Origin of the sequence: Nocardiopsis sp. NPDC101807, assembly GCF_044766605.1 — a bacterium.
Taxonomy (GTDB): Bacteria; Actinomycetota; Actinomycetes; order Streptosporangiales; family Streptosporangiaceae; genus Nocardiopsis; species Nocardiopsis tropica.
Genome location: NZ_JBIWMK010000016.1, coordinates 2,359 through 26,551, shown reverse-complemented (window position 1 = coordinate 26,551; position 24,193 = coordinate 2,359). Strand labels below are relative to the sequence as shown.

Here is a 24,193-nt window from a genome sequence, read left to right as displayed (position 1 = left end):
CCGGCAGGGCCCGCCGACCCTGAACCAGACCCGCGCCGAGGCGATCCGCCGCATCGGCGGCACCTTCGAGCGCGTCAACACCCACTTCGACACCGGCAGCCGGGGCATGCGCGGGCTGCTGGAGGAGACCTTCCGGACCTTCTCCGAGCCCCGCGGCGGCCTCTACGACGGATTCCGGCTCAAACTCGACTCCTTCCTCTCCCAGTCGTCCGGAGGCGGCCGACAGTTCGAGAACCACCTGTCGGCCGAGGAACTCGCCACGAGCAAGAGCGCCACCACGCCGTCGGGGTCCCGCATCCGCCAGGAGATGAGCGGCGGTTTCCGGTCACCGCACGACGTCCGCGCCACCGTCGCCACCAAGGTCGAGATCGACACCGTCACCGACTTCCGCCCCGTCGACGCCCAGATGCGGTGGAACGGCGGCACCGAGGTGTCCGTGTCCACCAACTCCTCCCTGACCGGCAGCGTCGGGCTCAAGTTCGGGGGGAGCGGGGGCCGCAACCCCAACCCGCACCCCTCCGACGACTCCCTGCCCACCGAGGCCGTCCGGCCGATCCCGCTGGTCGGCCCCTCCCTCTCCCGCACGTTCTTCTCCCGGGGCACGTCGAACACCCGGTCGACCTCGTTCACGTCGTCGGTGCTGTTCATCCCGAACATCACCAAGGCGTACGCCTTCCGCGCCTCCGGCAAGCTCACGCAGGCGATCGAGTTCGCGAAGAACTGGAGCATCGGACCGCCCCTGAGCTGGAACACCCGGTTCCACGGGTGGACCGTCCCCGTCCAGGACCTGCTCTCGGGCTACGTGCACTCCCGCGACGCGCAGCAGGCCGACCTGGTGATGGACAAGGCGACCCGCGACGGCGACAGGGTGGACCTGAGCCCGCAGCCCAACCCGAAGAAGCCCGACAACGCCCGGGTGCGCCCCGGGTTCGAGGGCAGCGGCAGGCAGGTCCAGCCCGCCGAACCCGACGCCGCCATCCAGAACCTGGTGAACGACCTCGCCTCGAACGGGCTGGAGCTGACGAGCGGCGGCCGGGAGCTCCTTCTGCAGAAACTGACCACGCACCTGGGCCAGAACCCCGACTCCACCGTCCCTGTGCCGGTCAAGGTCCGCGCCCTGGGACCGGAGCCCGGCCCGGACTCGGGGGTGCGACCCATGCGCTCGGCCACCCCGGGCAAGGTCTACGTGAACCTGACCAGGGACCCGAACCGCACCGACGTCTCGTACGTCGGCCAGTCCGGCTACTACATCGAGTCGCACACGTGGAAGGCGACCGACGCGCACTCGCAGAACCGGGGGACCGGCACGACGGTGGGCGCGGACGGCGTGCTCCTGCAGCCCCTCCCCTACGCCCAGGACGACCAGGGGTCGGAGGGGCAGCCGGACCACCGTCCGCTGTTCGCCTCCCCCGCCGGAGCGGTGTCCTCGTCCTCGCGCGACGGGCGCTCCTCCGGGGAGTCCCAGGACGACGCCCACACCGTCGAACTGCACATGGACACCCCGTACGCGAAGGTCCGCGCGGACACGACCCTGACGCTCACCCTCGAACTGGGCGAGCCCAAGGGCGGGGAGAACGGCAACCGCCCGCGCACGACCTACACGGGTACCGCGGACAGCGGGCGCGTCGAGACGATGTACCCGTTCGCGTACATGACCTTCGACCCCCCGGCGACGACCACCACGACCACCGGCACGGAGGGGGGCACGCAGGAAACCGGCGCCGACACCCTGTCGCCGCCGCCCGCCCCGGCCGTCACGACGTCCACGGACGGCACCGGTTCCACGGAGATCGCGCCGGCCGACCGGGAGGCCCCTGCAGCCCCGGAGGACGGCGACACCACCGGCGACCGGACGCGGACCGACACGACCGGGAACGACCGGGCCACCGCCGACGGCGACACCACGCAGCGGACCCCGGCCCCCGTCTACGCGTCCGTGGCCGACGCGTTGCGCACGTGGACCGGCGACGCCGGCCCCCGGCCGGGCAACGACACCGCCATCACCAAGCCCGCCATGGTGCAGGACGGCGGACAGGCGCTGCGCGACAGGGCCAACGTCGTCATCGCGCAGACCCTCGGCTGGAAGCCGCCCCCCGCCACCCTCGAGGACGGGCAGCCCACCCGGGCCACAGCCGACGCGGCCCGCGCCTACCTCGCGGACGCCTACGGCCAGGACCCGGTGTACAACGAGATCGACCACAGCCTCAGCGAGAGCGCCGTCAAGGCGGTGTACCCGTCGGCCTCGCACAACGCCGACGGGGTGGAGTTCACGGACATCGGCCGCACCGAGTGGGGCGCCAAGGTCGTGCCGAGCAGCCGCGGGGCGAAGATCCTGGACGCGCTGCCGGGCAGCCAGCTCAGCGACTCCCGCGTCCACCCCCGGTCGAACAGCGCCGGCGACTCCCACGGCGGGGGCCGGGGCCGGGGCGGGGAGTTCCGCCCCGCCGGGCTGAGCACCGCGGCGGAGGGCATCCCCTACGACGGGCACGAGGGCACCTACACCGGCGCGCCGGGTGTGAACACCGGCTCGTCCCACGGGGCGGAATCGGGCTCCAACCAGGCCGTCAAGGGCTACCAGGAGTCCGACCAGCTCCGCCAGGGGCCCGTCTACCTCATCGAGTACGACGCCACCTGGGCGTTCGGCGCGGGCAGCAAGCTCAAGGCGCCCGCCGCGTTCCACCCGAAGGACCCGAGCCTCGCGTCGACCCCGTTCTACTCCCGGCCCACCCGCTGGGGCGTGGACGACGTCACGGTCAGGATGGCCGGCTGGTACTCGGAGTCCGACGCGATCGCGATGGGCTTCCTCACGCCGGACCAGGCGAAGGACATGGCCCCCGTCATGGACCGGCTCAACAAGGCTCGGGAGGAGTTCAGCGAGGCGGAGGCCGCCTACGCCGACACCCGGGCCCCGCTGGAGGGCCTGGCCGAGGGGTACGCCGCCGCCCCGGGCGACCGGAGCGCCGAGGACGCCTACAACGCGCAGGAGGAGAAGTACCAACAGGCGCTGTCCGATTTCGACGATCAGATCGACGCCCTGATCGAGACCGTGAACAACACGCGCACCGTCCTGGGGGAGACCGGCCAGGGGACGGACGGCGGGACCGCTCCCCCCGTGCGCACGGTGGGCGGCGACAGCGGCGAAGGGACGACCCGCGCACCGGCCCCCGCCGACAACACCACGAACACCGGCACCACCGAGAACACCGGGAACACGACAACCACGACCACCGGGGACACCGGTGTCACGACCACGGCCACCGACGGACCGCAGCCGACCGTCACCGTGACCCCTCCGGCCCCGGAGCCCACGGTCCCGCGCGAGGGCCTGGCCGACCGGTTCCTGTCGGAGCTGAACCTTCGCGCCCCGGAGCCCGGCACCCCCCGGCCGGACCCCGACGGCTTCCCGGACCCCGGGGACGTCCGGGGGGCCGAGACGGACACCGTGGAGGCACGGGTCGAGCGCGCCTCCGACACCGTGGACAGCGCGGTCCAGGAGGCCCGTGACGCACGCGATGCGGCGAACGACCTCTCCGACGCCCTGGACCGCGGCACGACCGACCTCCGGAACGGCATCCGCCTCCTCACGGGCTCCGGCGGCGACGCGCCCGCCGCCGGAACCGGAGGACGCGCCCCCGCGCCCGCGGCCGGCGGCGCCCCCGCGCCGGGGGCGGTACGGCAGGCACAGGACGCGCAGCAGGCGGCGGACACCGCGCACGACGACGCCACCGCCGCCGGCAACGACATCACCGCCACCCGGAACAACGCCACCCGGACGATGCCCGAGCCCGATCGCGGCGCCTTCGTCGAACGGGTCAGGACGGCCACCTCCGAGGCGGAGGACGCGGACACCGCCGCGACCGAGGTCCACGAGACCGCCGACGGGCACGAGGACACCGTCGCCGCGCTCCAGGACGACCTCGACGCGACCCCGCCGCGGTACCGGGCGCTCAGCACCGCCGTGGAGGGCCTGTCCGGGCAGGACCGGTCCGCCGACGGGGGCCGGGCCGCCCAGGACGCGCGCGACCGGGCCCACAGCCTGATCTCCGAGCTGGAGGGGATCGCCGATCGCGCCGACACCGCACGGGAGGAGGCCGAGGGCACCGCGACGGAGGCCGCCACCGCGCAGGCGGACGCCGACGCCGCGAAGGCCGCGGCCGACCGGATGGCCGCGGACGCCGAGACCCTGCGGACCTGGGCCGAGGGGATCGGCAACGAGGCCTCGGCCCACCGGGACAGCGCCGACCGGGCCGCCCAGGACGCGCGCGACGCCGGGGAGGCGGCTCGAGGGGCGGCCGACGCGGCAAGGGACGCCCGAGCGGCGGCGGACGCGGCCAGGGCCAGGGCCGACGAGGTGCGGGCGGACGCCGCGGACGCGGCCGGGGGCGCCGCCCGGGCCGAGGCCCACGCCCTCACCGCACGCACCGCGGCGGACCTCGCGGCCCAGGCCGCCGCGAACGCCTCCCGCCCCTCCCCCGGAGGGCGGACGGCGCCGGGCACGACCGACCCGACCGTCGGCGAGGGATCGAGCAGCACCGACACCCGGGGAGCCGCGGACTCGCGGGCGGACGCTGCGCGCCAGGCCGCGGAGGACGCGCGGACCAGGGCCCAGGAGGCCCGGCGGACCGCCCGTGAGGCGAGCGCGCTGGCGCAGCGGGCAGCGGAGAACGCGGGACAGCTGGCCCAGCAGGCCGACCGCCTGCGCGCCCGGGCGGACGACGCCGCACAGGCGGCCGCCGATGCGGCCACGCGGGCCGAGGAGGCGCTGGAGACCGCCCAGGAGGTCCGGGACACCGCCGACGCGACCGTGGAGGCCGCCGACCGCGCCGACGCCACCGCCCGTCGCGCGCACCAGGAAGCACAGAAGGCCGCCCAGAAGGCGGAGGCCGCCTCCGAGCGCGCCGCCGAGGCCGCGGAGACCGCCCGGGAGGCCCGGGACGACGCCGGGAACATCGCCGACAGCGCCCGAAGGCGCATCACGAGCGTCCGGAACCTCCTGGAGAGGATCCCGGCGGCCGGGGCTCCGGGGAGGACCTCCTCCGAGGGCGACGGCGACCGCTCCGACGGCGGCGACCGGAGCGGCAGCAGCGACGGTCGGTCCGGTGACAGGCGCGGCACCGGCTCCGGGGGCGGGGGCAGGGGCCGCGGAACGGGCGGGGACGGCGCAGGCTCCTCGCGCGGAAAGGGCCGGGGCGGCCACGACATCATCGCCTTCCCCATGACCGAGAGCACTGGCCGGACGGGGGACCCCTCCCCGCAGGCCGCGTCGGACAGGATGGCCGAGGCCATCCGCCTCGGGAAACTGGCCTCGGCCGGTATCAGGGACGCGATCAGCGGCTACCAGCGTGCCCAGGACCTGGTCGCCCAGACCAGGGAGGCCGAGAGCCAGGGCCGCCCCGACGCCGCCGACCTGCGCGCCCAGGCCTACGAGGCCCAGCGCCAGGCCAACGACGCCTACCGCGCCTACGACTTCTTCGCCCAGATGCAGGCCGACCTGCTGCGCCCCCAGGGCCCGACCACCGTCATGGCCGTCCTGGAGACCACCGGCGGGTCGAGCCGCGACCCCGGACCCGTCCCCCTCGACGGGGACGACGGGGACATCAGGCTCGTCCCCCTCGACACCGACTCCCCCGTCCACCAGGAAGAGACCCCTCCGGAGGGCGCACCGCCGGAGGGATCCCCGCCGCAGCAGCCCTCGGCCCCCACCTACACCGGTGCCTTCGCCCCGGAACGTGACAAGGCGTTCGACCTGGGCTACCTGACCACGTCCAACCTCCTCGGTCCGAACATGCTCTTCGCCGAGCACCTGCACGGGTTCGTCGACGACGTCCTGGCCGGCACGCCTGACATGCCCGCCGCCGCACGGCGGGCGATCCTGGACGGCGTGGCCGCCATCCTCACGAAGGAGGGGCCGCGCCCCTTCCTGCGCGAGGGCGGGCACACCGTCAGCACCACCCACGACGGGCAGACGTGGAGCGCCGACATCGACCTGCGCTCCCTCGACGGCGATTTCTACCACTTCAAGACCGAGTCCCTGAGCGGCGGGGACTCCACGCACCTGAGGCTCCACAGCGCCGGACCCGGGGTGTCCTCCAGCGAGGCCGGTTCCCAGGACGGGGGCGGGACCGTCGGCGCGAAGTTCATGGGAAGCCCCATCTACCTGGCCAACGTCAGCGGCAGCGACGCGGGGCCGATCTTCTCCATCGGCACACGCGGCGGCTTCCAGCTCCGGAGCACCGGCGGATCGGCCGCGACCAGCGCCAATTCCGGTACCGGCATCGAACTGCTCGGCACCCCGAACGTCTACGTCAGCGACCTGCGCATGAAGGCGTCCGTCACCGGGCCCGGCCTCACCGCGCCGCGCGTGCGGGAGGGGACCGCGTACGACGGGCTGATCATGAACCTGCCGGGCGAGGCGGTCTCCTCCGACGGCCCCCGGCAGATCACGCCCGACAACGGAACGCCGGATGCGAACGGGCACCACAAGCCGGTGAACCGCCCGTTCATCGGTGCCGGCCACCCGCTGGAGATCACCCGCTTCTCCCCGCTCACACCGGCCTCCGACAGCGGAACCGGTGGGACCACCACCTCCGGCGACCGCGGTGACAGCACCGGCACCGCGACGACGGGAGGCGGCGGCCGACAGCGGCAGAACAGCCTCGGCGCCTGGCTGGCCGACCACCTCCTCCCCCGGCCCAAGGGGAACCGGGGCAACGGCCACGCCCCCTCCAGCAAGGAGAAGAGGAACGACGATCACCGCGCACAGATCGAGGCCGTCTTCTCCAACGACCAGGTGCAGCAGTACCTGCCGCAGATAGCCAACGGTTCCGCGCACATCCGGATCGACATCCCCGGGAGCCCTTCCCGGCGCATGCAGATGTGGTCGGTGTCGACCCGGTACGACCGCAAGGACTTCTCGCCCGGTCTGGTCGACTTCGTGCACAGCAACACCAAGGTCAAGAGCACCTCCTCCAACGTCCAGCACTCCAACACGGTGTCCGGTTCGATCGGCACCGGTTTCGGCATCTGGATCGAACTGCCGGACGGCAAGAGCATCCGGCTCGAAGCTCCCGCCGTGGAGTACTCGGTGGCGCTCAAGAAGAGCACGGGGATCGTCCAGAACACCTCGGCGACGGTCAGCGATATCGTGCGCGACCCCGCCGGCCACGCGGCCTACGACGTGAAACGCGACTTCTACGTCCACATCGAGGGCGAGCCGCAGCCGCACCGCTTCGAGGGCGACTCCGTCGAACTGCTCACCGTCGAGGACGCCCGCCTGCTCAACGGCGAACTCCCCAAGGCCCAGCCCTCGACCAGGCCCCGGCCCCCGTTCCCGCACCTCGACGTGGACCACCCCACGAACCTGTTCGGGACCACCGTGCTCGGGTTCGGCCAGGCCTCCCCACCCGCTCCGGCGGACAACGCCGGAACCACGGACACGACGGACACCACCGGGAACGACGGCACCGACGGCACCACCAAGACGTTCGACTCACCGGAGAGCTCGTTCTACGACGCCATGGCGCACGAAGTGCTCAAGGCCATCGCCGACAAGCACCCCGGAATGGTCATCCCGGATCTGACGCGGACCACGAAGAACTACGCCCTCCGCCCCAAAAACATGGAGTCCGACGCGGACCGCACCTACCGCGAGCGCTGGCTGGGAAAGCGCGACGTGAACGTGGCGAAGGCGAACACCGACAAGGTCTGGGCCGCGCTCTCCGAGTCCAGTCTCAAGAGCAGCAAGTTCGACCTGCCCCACGACGGCATCCCGGTCCGCCTCGAGGAAACCGCCGTGATCGACTTGAAAACGGTCCGCGCGGACAGGGGCCTGCGCCCCGGCCACGTGACCCTGCGCATCTACGGCGAATACGGAAAATTTGAACACCAGTTCGAGACTTCCCGCAGTGGCGGTGTCCGGATCGGGGGCTCGTCCGGCACCACCGTCACGAAGGGGACGAACCTCAGCCACTCGGTGACCGTGACCGTCGGCGGCAGCGTGCGCGACGACGCCAACGGCGACGCACGCGGCGTCCCCGGGACGCTGGGGAACCCGATGGTCTCGCTGTTCACCTCCCTGGGCTTCGGCAGGGAATTCGCCCAGGGCGTCTCCCGCAGCATCGAGGACACGGTCCTGTTCACCGGGGACTCCGACGTGTGGACGTCCCGCACCCGCTTCACCGCACGGCTGTTCGAGAACGACGACCTCGGAATGACCGGCGACGACAAGTCCCAGCACGAACACGGGACAGCGCTCCTGGAGAAGGGGATGGACACGCAGATGGTCCTCCTCACCCCCAAGACGTCCCCGCCGGCCTCGGACCCCACACGGACGGACACCGGCACGGACCCCGGTTGGCGAAAACTCCCGACCGAGGAGGTGAAGAAGGCAGTCACCCTGAGGCACACCGCGCCTCCTGCGGGCACCACCGCTGTCACGGGCACCGACCAGCCCGCCGCCCTCACCCCGCCGCCTCCCCCCGGCGGCGCCACGAACACCGCCACCGGCACGACGCCGGATACCGCTCCCCCCGGAGGCCAGCGGGACGGGAACGACTCCCCGAACGACCGGCCGCAGAACCCGCCGCCGACCCTGGGACAGCTCCGCGCCCAGGCGCTCCCCCACGCCGGTGCCGTCTACGGGCACATCAGCACCCATGTCAGCACCGGGGACCGGACTTCCGGGGTGCTGGATCAGCTGTACCGGGCCCTCCACGACAACGGATTCGCGCGCAAGGGCGTGTCCTTCCTCTCCCGGGCGCCCGGGAACGGTCAGCGGATCGAGCAGTCCCTGTCGTCAGAGGTGCTCGCCGCGGACAGGAGCACGTTCAGCCAGTCCGGCTCCCGGTCCCGCTACGAGATGAGCAGCCGCCTCTGGTCACCGCACAAAGTCCGGATGACCGACATCGTCAGGGTCGACCTCAACGACGTCAACGGCTTCCGCTCCGTCGAAGCCCAGATGCGGTACGGCGCCGGGAGCGAGTCGTTCCTGTCCGCCACCTCCTCCCGGACAGCGGACCTCGGAATCAAGTTCGGCGGGAGCGGGACCCGCAACCCGAACCCGCCCGGCTCCGACGACTCCCTGCCGAACGAGGCCGTCAAACCGATCCCGGTGTTCGGAACCTCCTTCTCCCGATCGTTCTTCTCCCACAGCACCTCGCACGCCCAGTCGACCACGTTCTCGTCGTCGGTGCTGTTCATCCCGGACAACACCAAGGCGTACGTCTTCCACTCCTCCGGCGACCTCACCCTCCTCACCGAGTTCCAGAAGAACTGGAGCATCGGCCCGACCCTGGACTGGAAGACCACGTTCGAGGGATGGACCCGCTCGGACACGGATCTGGCCCAGGGCTTCGTGCACTCCCGCGACGCCCAAGAAGAAGAGATGGTCCGGGACCGGGCGACCCGCGACGGCGACAGAGTGGACCTGAGCACCCACGACAACCCGGAGAAGCCCGCGAACGCGCGGGTGCGCCCGGGGTTCGAGAACAACGGCAGGCAGACCCACCACGCCGACCCCGGGGCCGCCATCCAGGCGCTGGTGAACGACCTCGCCTCGAACGGGCTGGAACTGACGCTCGGCGACGGCCGGGAGGCCCTGCTGAAGCAGCTGACCACGCACCTGTCCCACAACCCGGACCCCCGCGCCCCGCTGCCGGTCAAGGTCCGCTCGCTGGGGCCCGAGCCCACTCCGGACTCGAAACCGCGGTTCCAGCGTCCGAGCTCCACGGGGCAGCTCTACGTGAAACTGGTCAGGGACCCGGACAGCACCGAGATCTCGCACGTCGACTACGCCGGCTACTACATCGAGTCGCACACGGTGAAGGCGGCCGACGCGCACTCGCAGAGCGACGAGACCAAGAGGACGGTGAGCTCCGACGGCGCACTGCTGATACCTCCGCCCTTCCCCCAGGACGACCTGGGGCCGACCGAACAACCGGGGCACCGCGCCCTGTTCACCACCCCTGCCGGGGAGGTCTCCGCCTCCAGTAACGACGGGCGCTCCTCCGGACAGTCCCAGGACGACTCCCGCACCGTCGAACTGCACCTGAAAACCCCGTACGCGAAGGTCAGCACGAACACGACCCTCGAACTCGAACTCCGGTTCGGCAAACCCCAGGGCGGGGAGAACGGCAACGAGCCGAAATCGACCTACGAGGTCAGCGCTGTCAGCGGGCGGGTCGACACGCTGTACCCGCTCTCGTACATGACCTTCGACCCCCCGGCGACGAACACCCCGGAAGGCGGCACGCAGGAGACCGGAGCCGACACGCTGTCGCCTCCGCCGGCCCCCGCCGTCACCACGTCCACGGACGGCACCGGCTCCACGGGGACCGCTCCCGCCGACCGGAACACGGCTCCGGCCCCGGAAAGCGGCGACACCACAAGCACCACAAGCAACCACACGGGAAGCGGCCCGACTCGGCGGACCGTGGCCCTCAACTTCGCCTCCCTGGTCGACGCGCTGCGCACGCTGACCCCTGACGCGGGCCCGCTTCCCGGCAACGGCTCCGCCCTCGCACTGACGACCATGGTGCAGGACTACGGACAGGGGCTGCGCGACCTGGCCAACATCGTCATCGCGCAGTCCGTCGACTGGAAGCCGCCCGAGGGGCAGTCGGTCGAGGCCACGGCGAACGCGGCGCGGGCCCACCTCGCCCGCCTCTACGACCTGGACCCGGTCTACAACGAGATCGACGCCAGCCTCAGCGACGAGGCCATCAAGGCGATGGACCCGTCGTCGCTCAACCCCGACGGGGTGAGTTTCAAGGACATCGAACTCCCCGGGGCGATCGGCAGGACCCTGCAGGGCAACCACACCCAGTGGGGCGTCAAGTCCCTGCCGAGCAGCCACGGAGCGAAGTTCCTGGACGTGCGACCGGACGGCCAGCTCAGCGACTCCCATGCCCGGCCCCGGACGAACACCTCCGGCGAGTCCCACGGCGGGGGCCAGGGCTTCGGGGGCGGGTTCCGCCCCGCCGGGATCACCACCGAGAGCCCCGCCTACGACCGCCACGAGGGCATCCACACCGGTTCGGCGGCCGTGAACGCCGGCCCGTCCCATGGGGCCCAGTCGAGCTCCGACCAGGCCGTCAAGGGCTACCAGGAGTCCGACCAGCTCCGCCAGGGTCCCTTCTACCTCGTGGAGCACGACGTCACCTGGGCGGTCGCCGCGGGCAGCAAGCTCGCGGCGCCCGCCGCCTTCCACCAGAACGACCCGAGCCTCGCGCCGACCCCGCTCCACCGCCGGCCCACCCGCTGGATCATGGACCAGACCACGATCCGGATGGCCAAGTGGTACTCGGAGGCCGACGCGATCGCGATGGGCTTCCTCACGCCGGACCAGGCCAAGGACCTGGCCCCCGCCAAGGACAGCATCCGCAAGGCGCAGGAGGAGTTCAGCAAGGCGGAGGCCGAGTACGCCGACACCCGGGCCCCGCTGGAGGGCCTGGCCGAGAGGTACGCCGACAAGCCGGACAACGAGAGCGCCCGGACGGCCTACGAAGACCAGGAGGAAAATTACAAAGACGCCCTGAAAGCCTTCAACGAGAAGACCAAAGCCCTGGTCGAGACCCTGAACGACACGCGCGCCGTCCTGGGGAGCACCGGGCCGGGGAGCGCTGGCGGCACCGTTCCCCCCGAGCGTACGTCGGGCGGTGACACGAGCGGGGGGACGACGACCCCCGCACCGGCCCCCGTCAACAGCACCTCGACCACCGGCACGAACAGCGGCAACACCGATGGCGCCGCCACGACCACCAGCGCACCCCAGCAGACCACCACCGGGGCCCCGCCTCCGGACCCGGCGCCCGCGCCCACGGGACCGAGCCATGCTCTGGCCGACCGCTTCAGGGATGAACTGAACCTCGTCGCCGCGGAGCCCGACACCCCCGTCCAGGACACGGACACCGTGGACGCGCGGGTCCAGCGCGCCTCCGACGCGGCGGACACCGCGGTCCAGGCGGCCCGGGACGCACGCGAGGCCGCGAACGACCTCTCCACCGCCCTGGAGCACGGCACGACCGGGCTGGGGAACGGCACCCGCCTCCTCACTGGCTCCGACGGCGGAGCACCCGCCGCCGGGACCGACGGCACCGCCTCACCGGGGGCCGAACGGCAGGCACGTGACGCACGGACGGCGGCGGACACCGCGCACGACAACGCCACCGCCGCCGGCAACGACATCACCACCACCCGCAACAACGCCACCCGGACGATGCCCGAGCCCGATCGCGGCGCCTTCGTCGAGAGGGTCAGGACGGCCACCTCCGAGGCGGAGGACGCGGACACCGCCGCGACCGACGTCCACGAGACCGCCGACGGGCACGAGGACACCGTCGCCGCGCTCCAGGACGACCTCGACGCGACCCCACCGCGGTACCGGGCGCTCAGCACCGCCGTGGAGGGCCTGTCCGGGCAGGACCGGTCCGCCGACGGGGGCCGGGCCGCCCAGGACGCCCGGGACAGGGCCGCGCGGGAGGCGCGCGAGGAGGCCGACAGCCTGGTCTCCGAGCTGGAGGGGATCGCCGATCGCGCCGACACCGCCCAGGAGGCGGCGGAGAAGGCACGGACCGACGCAGACGCGGCGAAGGCGAAAGCCGACACCGCGAAGGCGAAAGCCGACCAGGTGGCCGCGGACGCCGAAGCCCTGCGGACCTGGGCCGAAGGGCTCCACACCAGCGCGTCCACCCACCGGGACAGCGCTGACCGGGCCGCCCAGGACGCGCAGAAGGCCGGGGAGGTGGCCCGCCGCGCTGCTGGTGCGGCCGAGAAGGCCCGGGAGGCCGCGGACGAGGCCGCCGAGGTGAGCACCCGCGCGAAGGACGCCACCGATAAGGCCGAGCAGGCCGATGACCACGCCCGCGCGGCCCGCGCCGCCGCGGACCGCGCGGTCCGGGCCGCGGTGAACACTCCCCAGCCCTCCCCCGGCGGGCAGACGGCATCGGACGGTACCGACGCCCGAGGGACGACGGACACCCGGCAGGACACCGCTCGCCGGGCCGCGGAGGACGCACGGGAGCGGGCCCGGCAGGCCCGGCAGACCACACGCGACGCGGTGCGGACCACGGCCAGGACCACCGAGGACGCGGAGCAGCTGGTCCAGCAGGCAAAGGCCCTGCGCACCAGGGCGGAGACCACCGGGCGGGAGGCCGCCGATGCGGCCACGCGGGCCGAGGAAGCGCTGGAGACCGCCCAGGAGGTCCGGGACACCGCCGACGCGACGGTGGAGGCCGCCGACCGCGCCGTCGCAGACGCCCGTCGCGCGCACCAGGAAGCGCAGGAGGCCGCCCAGAAGGCGAAGGCCGCCTCCGAGCGCGCCGCCGAGGCCGCGGAGACCGCCCGGGAGGCCCGGGACGATGCCGGGAACATCGCCGACAGGGCCCGAAGGCGCATCACGAGCGTCCGGAACCTCCTGGAGAGGATCCCGGCGGCCGGGGCACCGGGGAGGACCTCCTCCGAGGGCGACGGCGGCGACCGGAGCGGCAGCAGCGACGACCGCCGGCCGGGCGACAGGGACGGCTCCGGGGGCGGGGGCAGGGGCCCCGGAACGGGCGGGGACGGCCGGGGAGGCCGGGGCGGCCACGACATCATCGCCTTCCCCATGACCGAGGTCCCGAACCGACCGGGGAACCCCTCCCCGCAGGCCGCGTCGGACAGGATGGCCGACGCCGTCCGCCTCGGTGAGCTGGCCTCGGCGAGCATCAAGGACGCGATCAGCGGCTACCAGCGCGCCCAGGACCTGGTCGCCCAGACCAGGGAGGCCGAGAGCCAGGGCCGTCCCGACGCCGCCGACCTGCGCGCCCAGGCCTTCGAGGCCCAGCGCCAGGCCAACGACGCCTACCGCGCCTACGACTTCTTCGCCCAGATGCAGGCCGACCTGCTGCGCCCCGACCAGCCGGTCACCGTCATGGCCGTCCTGGAGACCACCGGCGAGTCGAGCCGCGACCCCGGCCCCGTCCCCCTCGGCGGGGACGACGGGGACATCAGGCTCGTCCCCCTCGACACCGACTCCCCCCTCACACGCGACGGCGGCCCGGCCGACGACCGGAACACCACCGGGACCGACGGCGACCGGGACCCGAACCGGAGCACCCGGGAGGAGGCACCGCCGTCACCGCCGGAAGGCGGACCGCGGCGCCTCACCTATTCCAGCGACTTCATTCCGGACCGGGAGGGCCAGGCCTACGACCTGGGCTACCTGACCACGTCCACCCTCCTCGGGCCGGACATGCTCTTCACCGAGCACCTGCACGGGTTCGTCGACGACGTCCTGGCCGGCACGCCTGACATGCCCGCCGCCGCACGGCGGGCGATCCTGGACGGCGTGGCCGCCATCCTCGACAGGGACGGGCCCCGCCCCTTCCTGCGCGAGGGCGGGCACACCGTCAGCACCACCCACGACGGGCAGACGTGGAGCGCCGACATCGACCTGCGCCCCGAGGACGGCGAGTTCTACCGCTTCGACATGCGGACCCTGAGCGGCGGCGAGGACTCCAGGCGGCTGAGGCTCCACGGCGCCGGACCCGGGGTGGACTCCAGCGAGAGCGGGTCACACGGCCGGGGCAAGACCGTCGGTGCCAAGGTGTCGGTGAACCCCTTGTACGTCGGCAGCATCGGCGGCAACGACGCGGGGCCGATCCTCTCCGGCGGCGGGCGCGGCGGCAAGAAGGTCCGGGGCACCTCCGGGACCGCCGCGACCAGCGCCAACGCCGACACCGGCATCGAACTGCTCGGCCCCCTGACCCCCTACGTCGCCGACCTGCACATGCGGGCGTCCGTCACCGGGCCCGGCCTCACCGCACCGCGCGTCCAAGAGGGGACCTCGCACAACGGGCTGAGCATGAACCTGCCCGGGGAGGTGGTCTCCTCCGACGCGCCCCGGCACATCGAGCCCAAGAACGGGCCGGCGGACGCGAACGGGAACCGTCCACCGGTGAACCGGCCGTTCATCGGCGCCGGCCACCCGCTCGAGATCACCCGCTTCTCGCCGGCATCGGACGGCGGAACCGAGCGGAACACCGCGTCCGGTGACGGAGGGACCGACCGCAGCGACAGCACCACCGCAGCCGCGACGGGCGGCGGCCGGAAGGACACCCTCGGCACCTGGCTCGCCGACCACCTCCTGGGCCCCCGCCCCAAGGGGGGCCGGGGCGGCGGCCGCACCCCGTCCAAGAAGGAGCAGAGCGACGACCAGAACCGCGCATGGATCGAGTCCACCTTCGACAACGACCGTGTGCTGCAGTACCTGCCGCAGATCTCCAACGGGTCCTCGCAGATCCGGATCGTCTTCCCCACCGGCTCTTCCCGCCCTCCCCGCACCATGGAGATGTGGTCGGTCTCGACCGAGTACGACCGCAAGGACTTCGCCCCCGGCCTGGCCGACTTCGTCCACGGCAACACCCTCGTCAAGAGCGACTCCTCCACCGTGAAGAGCTCCACCGTGGCCTCCGGCTCGATCGGCGGCGGCTTCGGCATCTGGCTGGAGCTGCCCAACGGCAAGAGCATCCGGCTCGACGTGCCCTTCGTGGAGTACTCGGCCACGTTCGAGAGGAGCACGAGCACCACCCTGAGCACCTCGGGGACCAGCAGCCACGTCGTGCACGCCCCCGCCGGCCACGCGGCCTACGACGTCAAGCGCGACTTCTACGTCCGCCTCGACGGCGAGGAGGCGCACCGCTTCGAGGCCGACACCGTCGAGATGCTCACGGTCGAGGACGCCCGCCTGCTCAACGGCGAACTCCCCAAGACCCCGACCTCGGCCGACGGGCCGACCGCGCCGCCACGGCCCCCGTTCCCGAACCTCGTGGCGAAGGGCCCCACGGACAAGCTCACGGACCTGAGCGGGGCCACCGTGCTCGGGTTCGGCCAAGCTTCCCCGGTCGCCCCGGAGAGCCGCGGCGAAGCGACGGACGCCACCGACACGACCGGCACCACCGCGGACACGGGGACCGCGGACACGACAAGCACCACCGGGGACGACGGCGCGGACGCCGGCCCCCCGAAGCCCGACGCACCGCAGCGCTCGTTCTACGACGAACTGGCGTACAACGTGCTCAAGGGCATCGCCGAGAAGCACCCCGGCATGGTCATCCCGGACCTGGGGAGGACCAGGAAGAACTACGCCGTCCGCCCCAGCCACATGGCGCCGGACGCGGTCCGCAGCTTCCGCGAGCGCTGGGGTCTGCGCCGCAACGCGGACGTGGCACGCGAGAACACGCTCAAGGTCATCAAGGCGCTCTCCGAGTCCGGCCTCAAGAGCGGTGCGTCCGCCCTGCCCGGCGACGGCATCCCGGTCCGCCTCCAGGAAACCGCCGTGATCGACCTGACCACGCTCATCAAGGACAGGGGCCTGCGCCCCGACTTCGTGACCTTGCGCGTCTACGGCGAGTTCGATCCCCTGGTGCACCAGTTCGACACGACCTCCAGCGGCGGTGGCCGGTTCGGGGGGTCGGCCGGCATCACCACCACGAAGGGGTCGAGCCTCAACCACTCGATCAGCACCACCGTGGGCGGCAGTGTGCGCACCGACGAAGGCGCCGACGCGCGCGGCGTCCCCCGGGTGCTGGGGAACCCGGCGGTCGCTCTGCTCACCTCTTGGGGCGCCGGCAAGGAAACCGTTCAGAGCCTCTCCCACGGCTCCGAGGAGACGGTCCTGTTCAACGGGGACTCCGACGTGTGGACGTCCCGCACCCGCTTCACCGCGCGGCTGTTCGAGCACGACGACATCGGCATGGCGCGCGACGACCGGCCCCAGCGCGAACACGGCGCCCCTCTCCTGGGGGACGGGTTGGACACCCACACGGTCCTCCTCACGCCGAAGGTGCCCCCGACGGCCTCGGACTCCCCGGCCACCGTGTCCGAACCGGCGGGCACGACCCGCGACGGCGAGTCCGCTCCCGACGACGGGAGCGGGGGGCGGGAGGGACGCACCCCCGAGACCGCCGCCGACACCCGGGGAGAGGACTCCACGCGGACGGACGCCTCCGGGGACACGGAGGCCGACACGGCCGACGGCCGGCAGCCGCTCACGTACGACGAGTCGCGGCGCATGCTCCGCGGGGACTTCGTCCCGCGGCCCACCCCCGGCGGCACGCCGGGCGGTGACCGGGGCGGCCGCTGGACCGTCATCCGGGACGGGGCCGTCCACACCTGGGAGCGCCTGTTCGGCGGAGGCTCCGAGACAGTCACCCCTATCCCGAACACCACCGCGCCCCCCGCGGACACAGTGACGACCACCGGCACCGTGACGACCACCGGCACGGACGGAAACCAGACGGTGGTCCTCTCCCCACCGCCTCCCCCCGCCAACACCACCGACACCACCGACACCACCGGAACGGCACCGAACACCACCGCGCCCCCCGCGGACACGGTGACGATCACCGGCGCCGTGACGGCCACCGGTACCGACGGCAACCGGACGGTGGTCCTCTCCCCACCGCCTCCCCCCGGCAACACCACCGACACCACCGGAACGGCACCGAACACCACCGCGCCCGGAGGCGAGCGGGACGGGGACGCCACCCCGGACAGCGGGCCCCAGCAGGGCCCTCTGCCCCTGAACCAGACCCGCGCCCGGGCGATCCGCCGCATCGGCGGCACCGTCGAGCGCGTCAACACCCACTTCGACACCGGCAGCCGGGGCATGCGCGGGCTGCTGGAGGAGACGTTCCGGACCTTCTCCGAAACGCGCAGCGGCCTCCACGACGGATACCGGCGCAAGCTCGAGTCGTTCCTCTCCCGGGCGTCCGGGAACGGTCTGCGGTTCGAGAACCACTCGTCGGCGGAGGAACTCGCCGCGAGCAAGAGTGCGGCGACGTCCTGGGGCTCCCGGATGCGCCTGGAGATGAGCGGCGGTCTCTGGTCACCGCACGACATCCGCGCCACCATCGCCACCAAGGTCGAGGCCGACGAGGTCACCGACATGCGCCCCGTCGAAGCCCAGATGCGGTGGGGCGGCAGCAGCGAGACGACCCTGTCCACCACCACCTCCCTGACCCGCAGCGTCGGGCTCAGGTTCGGAGGCAGCGGGGGCCGCAACCCGAACCCGCACCCCTCCGACGACTCCCTTCCCAACGAGGCCGAGCGACCGATCCCGCTGGTCGGCCCCTCCCACACCCGCACGTTCTTCTCCCGGAGCACGTCGAACACCCGGGCGACCTCGTTCACGTCGTCGGTGCTGTTCATCCCGAACGACACCAAGGCGTACGCCTTCCGCGCCTCCGGCAAGCTCACGCAGGCGATCGAGTTCCTGAAGAACTGGAGCATCGGACCGACCCTGACGTGGAAAACCCTGTACCTCGGGTGGACCGCTCCCGTCAAGGACCTGCTCGCCGGCTATGTGCACTCCCGCGACGCCCATCAGGACAAGCTGGTGCAGGACCAGGCGGTCCGCGACGGCGACAAGGTGCACCTGGGCGCACAGCCCAACCCGAAGAAGCCCGACAACGCCCGGGTGCGCCCCGGGTTCGAGGACAACGGCAGGCAGCTCCATCCCGCCGACCCCGGGGCCGCCCTCCAGAACCTGGTGGACAGCCTCGCCTCGAACGGGCTGGAGCTGACGAAGCAGTCACGCGAGAACCTGCTGCAGAAACTGACCACGCACCTGGGCCAGAACCCCGACTCCACCGTCCCGGTGCCGGTGGAGGTCCACGCGCTGGGGTCGGAGTCCGGGCCGGACTCGAAGCCGCGGGCGCAGCACTGGAGCACCGAGGCGAAAGTCTTCGTGAACCTGACCAGGGACCCGGAACCGGCCGAGGTCTCGTACCCCGGCCAGTCCGGCTACTACATCGAGTCGCACAAATGGACGCAGACCCGGGCGGGTTCGCAGACCAGGGGGACCGGGAACTCGTCGAGCCTGGACGGCGTGCTGTTGCAGCCCACCTCCTACCCCCAGGACGAACAGGGGCCGGAGGGGCAGCCGGGCCACCGCCCGCTGTTCGCCTCCCCCGCCGGAGCGGTGTCCTCCTCCACGAACGACAGCCGCACCTCCGGGGAGTCCCGGGACGACACCCGGACCATCGAGCTGCACCTGGACACCCCGTTCGCGAAGGTCCGCGCGAACACGACCATGACCCTCACCCTCGAACTCGGCTCGCCCAAGGGAGGGCTGAACGGCAACCCCTCGCGCGCGGTCTACACGGGCGAGGCGGACAGCGGACAGGTCGACACGCTGTACGCGTTCGCGTACATGGACTTCGACCCCCCGGCGGAGACCACCACGACCACCGTCACGGAGGGGGACACGCGGGGAACCGGCGCCGACCTGCTGTCGCCGCCGCCCGCCCCCGCCGTCACCACGTCCACGGACGGCACCGGCTCCACGGGCACCGACCGGGACACCCCGCCGTCCCCGGAGGGCGGCGACACCACCGGCGACCGGACGTCAACCGACACCACCGGGGACGACCGGGCCACCTCCGCTCCTTCTAACAACGGCGCGACGCAGCTGCCCGAGGTTCCCAAGAACGCGTCCGCGCCCGACCTGCTGCGCGCCTGGGCCGAGAACGCGGGCCCCAGGCCCGGCCACGACTCCGCCCTCGCACTGCCGGCCATGGTGGAGAAGGACGGCCAGGCCCTGCGCGACCAGGCCAATATCGTCTTCGCACGGTCCCTGGGCTGGAAGCCGTCCGCCGACACCCCCGCCGAGGGGCGGCCCACCGGCTCCGAGGCGACGACGGAGCGCACCAGCGCCGAGGCGAAAGCGGCGCGTGCCTACCTCGCCGCCGAGTACGGCCAGGACCCGGTGTACAACGACATCGACCACAGCTTCAGCAAGGGGGCCATCAAGGCGGTGGTCCTGTCGGCCTCACGCGAGCAGGAGGGGGTGCAGTTCGCGGACCTCAAACGCACCCAGTGGGGCGCCAAGGCCCTGGCGAGCACCCGCGGGGCGAAGATCCTGGACGCGCTGCCGGGCGGTCAGCTCAGCGACTCCCGCACCCGGTCCCGGACCCACAGCACCGGCACCTCCCACAGCGGGAGCCGGGGCCGCGGGGCGGAGATGCGGCCCTCCGCGCTGAGCACCGAGGTCGACGGCATCCGCTACGAGGGGCACGAGGGCAACTACACCGGTACGGCCGGACTGAACACCAGTTCGTCCAACGGGTCCGGAAGCGGCTCCAACCAGGCGGTCAAGGGCTACCAGGAGTCCGACCAGCTCCGCCAGGGGCCCGTCTACCTCATCGAGCACGACACCACGTGGGCGTTCGCCGCGGGCAGCAAGCTCGAGACACCCGCCGCCTTCCACTCGGAGGACCCCAGTCTTCTGTCGACCTCGTCCCTCTCCCGGCCCACCCGCTGGGCCATGGGCCAAGTCACGATCCGGACGGCCGAGTGGTACTCGGAGTCCGACGCGATCGCGATGGGCTTCCTCACGCCGGAGCAGGCGAAGGACACGGCCCCCGTCATGGAGCAGCTGGCCAAGACCCGGAAGGAGTTCGGGGAGGCGGAGACCGCGTACGCCGACACCCGGGCCCCGCTGGAGGGCCTGGCCGAGAGGTACGCCGACAAGCCGGGCGACAAGAGGGCCGAGGACGCCTACAACGCGCAGGAGGGTGACTACACCAAGGCCCTGGGCGCCTTCAACAAGCAGATCGACGCCCTGGGAGAGGCCACGAACACCGTGCGCACCGCTCTCGGGGGCGTCGGGCAGGGGACGGACGGCGGGACCGCTCCCCCCGTGCGCACGGTGGGCGGCGACAACAGCGGAGGGACGACCCGCACACCGGCCCCCGCCGACACCACCACGAACACCGGCACCACCGAGAACCCCGGGAACACGACAACCACGACCACCGGGGACACCGGTGTCACTTCCGGAACCACCACGAGCACCGGCGACACCGGTGCAGTCACCACGACCACCGGCGGGCCCCTGCCGAGCATCATCGTGACCTCTCCGGCCCCGGAGCCCTCACCCGCGGAACTCACCACCACAGAGCCCGCGCCCGCGGAACCGCGGCAGAACCTGGTCGACCACTTCCGGGCGGCGTTGAACCTCGAAGTTCCGAAGGCCGACCCCCCCGTCCGGGACACCGGGGACGGACCGGGGCAGAACACGGACGCCATCGACGCGCGGGTCGAACGCGCCTCCGACGCGGCGGACACCGCGGTCCAGGCGGCCCGGGACGCACGCGTTGCCGCGAACGGCCTCTCCACGACCCTGGACCTCAGCAGGGCCGACCTACAGGAAGGAAACCGCCTCCTCGAAGGCTCCGGCGGCGGAACGCCCACCGCCGGAACCGGCGCCCCCGCCCCGGGTGCGGTACGGCAGGCACAGGGCGCACAGCAGGCGGCGGACACCGCGCACGACAACGCGACGACCGCCGACAGGGACATCACCACCGCCCGGAACAACGCCACCGCGACGGCGCCCGTACTCGATCAGCGGACCCTCCTCGGCCAGCTCCGCACGGCCGTCTCCGAGGTGGAGGGAACGGTCACGTCCGCGGACGACGCCCAGCGCACCGCGGAGCGGCACGCGCAGACCGTCACCGGGCTCGGGGACGACCTCGACGGGGCCCGGACACGGCACCAGGAGCTCAGCACCGCCGTGGAGGGCCTGTCCGGGCAGGACCGGTCCGCCGGCGGGGGCCTGACCGCCCAGGACGCACGCGTCCGGGCCGACGACCTCGTCTCCGAGCTGGAGGGGATCGCCGGTCGCGCCGACACCGCGAGGGCGGAGGCGGAGACGTCGCGAGCCGAGGCCGAGACGGCGCAGGCGAACGCGGACGCCGCGAAGACCAAGGCCGACCGGATGGCCGAGGACGCCAAGAAACTGCAGGAGTGGTCCGAGGCCCTCGACAAGAGCGTGTCCGGCCACCGGGACGACGCGAACCGGGCCGCCGAGGCCGCGCGGAACGCCAGGACGGCGGCACGGGGCGCCGCCGACGCCGCCGAGGAGGCCCGCAAGGCCGCGGACGCGGCGAAGGCCAAGGCCGACCAGGTGCGGGAAGAGGCCGCGAACGCCGCCAAGGCCGAGAACGACGCCCGTGCGGCCCGCACCACCGCGGACCGCGCGGTCCAGGCGGCGGCGAACGCCCCCCGCCCCTCCCCCGGGACGCAGACGGCGGCGACCGGCGCCGACCGCCGGGAGACGACCGGCACCCCTGAGAACACCGCTCTCCGGGACGCGGAGAACGCGCGGGAACGGGCGCAGGAGGCCCAGCAGATCGCCCGCGAGGTGGCGAGGACCGCGGCCAAGGCCTCCGAGGACGCGGCGAAGGCGGACCAGGAGGCCGACAACCTGCGCGAGAGGGCCGACGCCGCCGCGCAGGACGCCCGCAAGGCCGCCGCACGCGCGAAGGACGCGCAGAAGATCGCCGAGAGGGCCCGGGACTCCGCGGGGAAGATCGTGACGATCGCCCGCGCAGCCGCCACCGACGCCGGTCAGGCGCACAAGGACGCGCAGGAGGCCGCCAAGAAGGCGGAGACCGCGGCCGAGCGTGCCGCGGAAGCCGCGAAGACCGACCGGAAGGCCCGCGACGACGCCGAGGAACTCGCCGACAAGGCTCGGAAGGACGCCGCCGACGTAAGGGAGCTGCGGAAGCGGATCCCGGCGGACGCGGAACCGGAGAGGACGTCGTCCGGGAACGACCGGAGTCAGGACGGCGACGAGGGCGGGAGCCGGAACAGGGACGGTTCGGGCAGCAGCGGCGACCGGGGCGACGACAGCCGCTCCGGCGAGCGCGACACCGGCGCCGGGCACGAGGGCGACAGCCGGCGCGGGGGCGAGGACGGGAGCCGCGGAACGGACGGGGACGGCGAACGCTCCTCGCGCGGGGAGGGCCGGGACGGACGCGACACCCACGACAGCGGCGACCCGGCCCAGCGCGACACCGGCTCGGACACCGATTCGGACACCGACTCGCTCCCGGACCTGACCTCCGACTCGGACTCGGACTCGGACTCGGACGACAGCGACGACGGCATGTCCCCGGACGACGACTTCTACGGCCCCGCGCCGGCGGTGCGCACGCAGGAGCCGGTCCTTGCCGATCCCGACGACCCGTGGAACGGCAACCCCCCGACCGGGCCCGATCTCGGCGCGCTCATCGCCGCGGACAAGAAGAAGGACGACAAGCCCTCGACGGTCGAGGACGTCATCGCCGACCTCACCTACCGCTACCGGCCCGAGGACATCGGACACCACACCGCCCAGGACGCCCGGATCCAGGTCTTCATGGCCGGCCGCCACCGGAGCCGCCACGACCACCGCACGCAGACCGACCCCTCCGAGCAGTACACGGACACCGACGGCCACGAAGCCGCCCCGGGCCCGGCCTACCCCGCCGGAACCCAGGTCTCCCAGTACCCGGCCCCGATCCAGTACACCCAGGACTTCACCGGGAGCCACGACGCCTCCGCTGCGTCCTACGACCAGCAGTCCGCCGCTTCGACCGAGGAGGTCGCGCAGGATCAGGAGGGGGACCAGGACGGGCGGATGGAAACGCTCATGATGTGGAACGGGACCTTCGCCGGTATCGAGGACCTCGCCGCCACCACCGGATCCGATGTGGTGCACCAGGAGGGACTCGTCGAAGACGGCTCCGACGGCAGTACCACGCTCATGCGCTTCGAGAACGGCGTGCAGGCGGTCTACAAGGACACCGAGGGGGCCACCTTCGCCCGTGAGCGCGCCGACGCCGAACAGCTCGCCTCGCTGGTGGGCCGCGCCATCGGCGCCAACGTTCCCGGAGTCCTGCGCGTCGGCGAGTACGAGCTGTTCATGCACTTCATGAACGGCGCATCCGGGTTCACCCACTTGGACAACCCGCGGTCCCCGCTCCTGAACACGCGGGACGGACACGTGCTGGGCCTGCTGGACCTGCTGATCGCCAACGGCGACCGCAATCCGGGCAACTGGCTGGACCAGGGCAACGGGCACGTGGCGGGCATCGACCACGGCAAGGCCTGGTTCAAGTACGAGTTCACGCCGGAGGACCCCACCGACCTGGAGGGGCTGGCCTACACCAACGGCATGCGGCCCTTCTACGACTTCGAGGCCAATGCGTGGATCGCCAACCCGCTGACCCGTGCCGACATCCGGTTCCTGCGGACCCGGCTCGCCGGGCTCCACGGCGAGTTCGTCCGCCTGGGCCGGTCCGACTGGTTCGACGAGATGATGGAGCGCTTCGACATGCTGGCCGACAACGCGCGAGGGACCGCCGGCCTCTTCTCAGGGGGCGGCCGGTGA

General features: G+C 72.7%; 1 protein-coding gene (cut by a window edge). It reads left to right on the top strand.

The window, feature by feature from the left end; all coding sequences use genetic code 11:
- Nucleotides 1-24,193, top strand: partial view of a hypothetical protein gene (locus tag ACIRPH_RS31490; RefSeq protein ID WP_402921238.1) — the 3' portion only. The gene continues 7,916 nt to the left of window position 1, outside the view; the window shows 24,193 of its 32,109 coding nt (coding positions 7,917-32,109); its start codon lies beyond the left edge, outside the window; its stop codon occupies nucleotides 24,191-24,193.